The 3,666-nt window shown below is 65.1% G+C and carries 4 protein-coding genes and 1 pseudogene; 2 read left to right on the top strand and 3 right to left on the bottom strand.

What is annotated here, in order from left to right; translation table 11 throughout:
- The coding region (locus E1182_RS29750; protein ID WP_132271035.1) for a site-specific integrase at nt 1-663 on the top strand (663 nt) is incomplete at its 5' end.
- Here the strand turns inward: E1182_RS29750 and E1182_RS29745 are convergent.
- The 3 genes from E1182_RS29745 to E1182_RS29735 form a co-directional block, all read right to left on the bottom strand.
- Entirely contained in the window at nt 660-1,673 is a 1,014-nt protein-coding gene (locus tag E1182_RS29745) for a hypothetical protein (protein ID WP_132271034.1), read from the bottom strand. The two genes, E1182_RS29750 and E1182_RS29745, sit on opposite strands and share 4 nt — an antisense overlap.
- The gene (locus E1182_RS29740) at nt 1,670-2,011 is read right to left on the bottom strand and encodes a hypothetical protein (protein WP_132271033.1); all 342 of its coding nucleotides are present in this window, start codon (nt 2,009-2,011) and stop codon (nt 1,670-1,672) included. The genes E1182_RS29745 and E1182_RS29740 overlap by 4 nt, the downstream gene beginning before the upstream one ends.
- A 428-nt stretch (nt 2,012-2,439) precedes the next feature.
- Nucleotides 2,440-3,348 carry a hypothetical protein gene (locus E1182_RS29735; protein ID WP_132271032.1) on the bottom strand — a complete coding sequence of 303 codons (909 nt, stop codon included), beginning with the start codon at nt 3,346-3,348 and terminating at the stop codon, nt 2,440-2,442.
- A 126-nt stretch (nt 3,349-3,474) separates the two neighbouring features.
- Here E1182_RS29735 and E1182_RS31805 point away from each other — a divergent pair.
- Nucleotides 3,475-3,666: pseudogene (locus tag E1182_RS31805) on the top strand (hypothetical protein); the annotation flags it as partial.

The following is a 3,666-nucleotide window of genomic DNA, read 5'->3' as shown; positions in this document are numbered from 1 at the left end:
CCCAACACCCGCCGCGCCCTGACCCCCGACGAACTGTCCGACATCAACGCCGCCGCCCGCAACGGCGGCAAAGACATCGTGCTCGAAGCTCTACTGCTGCGCCTGCACACCGAAACGGCCTGCCGACGCGGCGGCGCCCTCGCGCTACGACTGACCGACCTGGACACCGACCATGCGCTCATCCGGCTCCGCGAGAAGGGCGGCACGCAACGCTGGCAGCCCATCACACCGATGCTCGCCAGCCGACTGAACGACCACGCCCGAGCCCGCGGCGCCGTCCTCCCGACCGATGCCCTGCTGCGCTACCGCAACGGCCAACCTGCCACTTATCGGCGCTACGACCTGATGTGGAAACGCATCGGCCGGCAGTTGCCGTGGGTCGCCGTCCAAGGCATCTCCATCCATTGGCTGCGCCACACCACCCTAACCTGGGTCGAGCGGCACTTCGGCTACGCCGTCGCCCGCGCCTACGCCGGGCACACCGACAGAAGCGGACCCGCTACCACCACCTACATCAAAGCCGATCTGCACGCCGTCGCTACCGCGCTGGCCGCTCTTACCGGCCAACCCCATCCACTCGCTACGTCTGCACCGGTGGAGGCTATCGTCGGCCAGGCATCGAACGAGTCGTCGTTCAAGCGCATCGATGACGATCAGGCCTAGACCGTGGTCGTGTCCTTGATCTGGAGTACGACTGGCCCTGCCGCTGTCGGAGCTATCCAAGCCTCATAGGTGGGATTTCGAGTGTCGGTCTTCGTGGCCCCGAGCCAGGTATAGCGCACGGCCAACTCGTAAGTGCCCTTGACGCGGTAGATCGCGAACTTCGGATCGAAGGTAGCGCGAGCGGTCAGGAGTGGATCGCCCGTAGAAGACCATTTGATCTTCTCGGCGCCCGACGGCGGACTCCATTCGGGGCAGCCAGCCGGCATAGCCGACTTGGCGTCTCGCACGCATCGTGTGAACGCGTCGCTCAGTTTTGCGGCGACCAGATCCCAAGGCACCTTGGGATCCTGCTTCACTACATCGGGGTCGCCTATGGCCGAGTGCTCCTTGATTTCCTGGACGTCAAGCCTCCCATCGACCCACTTCACCTTGGCCCAGTACTTCGCTGGCGTCACGACCCGGCGTAGCTCTTTGGAGGCGGTGTAGTCCGCCGTCACCATGACGGTCCCTAGCATGTCGAACCGGCTCTCCGCTTCGGTGTAGTGAATGACCGCAGCTTCCAGAGGGTTGCCGAAGAAGGCCCAACGGACCTTGGAGACGTCCGAGGTCTCGACGATGGATTGCGGGCAATTGGCCGGGGTTGCAGACGGTGACTTCGCGCATTTGTCGAGCCAGCCACCTGCGGCGGCGACCACGGCCTCCTGCTTCACCTCGGCCGGCCAGGGATCTGACGTCGCCGGGAACGGCTCATTTCCGCCGAAGATGAAGTAGCCCAAGACAGCAAGAACGACGACTACGCCCAGTCCACCCCCACCCGCGGCTGCTGCCGCGCCACTTCCCGAGCCAGACTTCGTTGCCTCATCTTCCCTGAGGTCGACATTAGCCCTGGGTGCGTAGTGGCGATGGTGATGCGTGTGGGTGCTCTTATCGACGTTCCCTTCGTAGTAGGACCCCTTGACGTTGGCCTGACGTTCGCCACCAAAGCCAGTTTGCCGATCTACCACGCTCACCTGCCCTCGCGGTCATCATGGCCTCGCTCGAAGTAGTCGCCCGCGACGTTTGCCTGACGCCCGCCACTGAACCCGACCTGGTTGACCACAGGGCTAGCTCTGCCCGACTTCGCCGGGCCGCTCAAGCTGTCGCGATCCTGAGCGCTAGACGAGGACGCCGAGCCGCTGGCGCTTCGAATCGTCAAGATCACACCGGCGACCGCTACCGGTAACGCGATGATGTTTGCCCACGCTGCCGCGCCGTCGAGGCTACCGCTAAAGATCATTACTAGTGAGACAACGATCATCAGAAGGAGCGCGCAGGCGGTCAACTGTCGTTTGGGCACGACGTCCATCATGGCCGATGGATGCAAACTTGCGGAAGCTCCGACGATAAGAGGTGTCCTTGATCTGCCACGTCGGAGACGTACGTCTTCCTGGTGCGGCTTGCCCGGCGTTCAAGCGGCGCAGGGCCCTCCGTGAGCAGCAGCCCGTGTGGTTCCCGGCGATGCAGCAATCGACGCAACGGCTCTTGGTCGCGGCATCGGTCGCTCACGAGCTGCTTGCCATGGCTGGGTGACATCCGGATCCCATCGTCGCCAAGGCGACCGCCACCGCCGAAGCCGAGGTCAGTGACGCATGACGACGGTGCTCCCGGGCCGGGTCGTTGCCACCGCTCTTGCAGGCCTTAGCGGTTAGCTGCAACCCCTTCGATTAACTCCGAAAACGTCGGCATCCGAAGCTGATCAATGACGTGTTGAAGCCGACGCGCAACCGCCTGATGGAGTCAGCGCAGGCCCCGCTGCGCGGCGACGCTCTCGGCTATCTTCCGGTGAGTGCCGGCCAGTCCCTGGGTGTCGAGCACGCCGGCGAAGGGCTTGTGGCTGTCTGGTTTGACGAGCGCGCCGCGGCGGACCCAGACGTCGGTGTGGCGGATCAAATAGTTGGTGGTCAGGATTGTGGCCCTGTGCGCGAGAAGGAATTCGAGGATGCGGTGCAGCTTCTCGCTGTTGCGCGAGTATCGGCTGAGCGCCGACGTGCACAGTACGAAATCGCCTTCGGCGGCCTTCCCGAGCAGGTCCACCAGGCCCTGGTCGAAGCGCGGGTCGATCGCGCTGAACACGGTCATCGTGCCGTCGTCGGACCGTGGTGCCGTGACTACCTCATGGCCGGAAGGCAGGCTGGGCGTGGGTGCCGAAGGTAGGCGCAGTGGACCGCGGCCACCTGCGGCGAAGGTGTCGGTCAGCGCGTCCAGACACGCCCACGCACGCGGATAGCGCCCCGCCAGCCCGGCGAAAGGGTTCGGATCCTGAGCGGCGATGGGCTGGCGGCGGCGCGCGGCCAGCAGATGCGACAGCGGGCCGGCCGCGTACTCCGTCGCCGGGATGATTCCGCTGCCAAGCGGGCCGTCGTGGTGTGCCTGCTCGAGCAGGCTGTTTCGCACCACGAGGGTGACCTTGGCCCTCAGATCCAGCGGTGACGCCAGCGGCTCGTGGTCGAACACCTCCTCGACGAACGGCGCGATCAACACGTCCTGCTCACGCTGCGGCAGAGCCGCCAGCGCCTCAGCCCGCTGCAACACGTCGTCGCCGATACGATGGGCCAGATCCTCGTCCACGTCGCATGCTTCAGTCAGCATGCTGGGCAGCACGTCGCGGCAGTATTTGACCATGTGAGTGGGATCAGGGGCGGTCATCCCAAATGCCTCCGTCGGATAAGGACCAGGTGTCGACAGCGCCACACCCTAACGACCTTGTGCACAGTAGAGCCGGTCGGTGTGGCGGCTTGACCCTGACATAGACGACCGCGCAGATGTCTGATTGTGTCGATCAAAGCCATCCGCGCGGCCTTCGCTCATTGTGCCTTCACCGGCCTCAGCCGCAACCGCCTGGGCCTGCTGTTGACCGAACTCCAACCCGCCTGGGCCGCGGCCCGCGAGGACCGGCTGCGCACCCGCCGCACCCGCGAACGTGTCCGCAAGCCAGGAGCCGGCCGCCGACCCCGGCTGACGTTT

It is taken from the genome of Micromonospora sp. KC721 (genome assembly GCF_004348355.1).
Taxonomy (GTDB): Bacteria; Actinomycetota; Actinomycetes; order Mycobacteriales; family Micromonosporaceae; genus Micromonospora.
The sequence above is the reverse complement of the archived record's forward strand: the minus strand, read 5'-3'. Positions and strand labels throughout refer to the sequence as shown.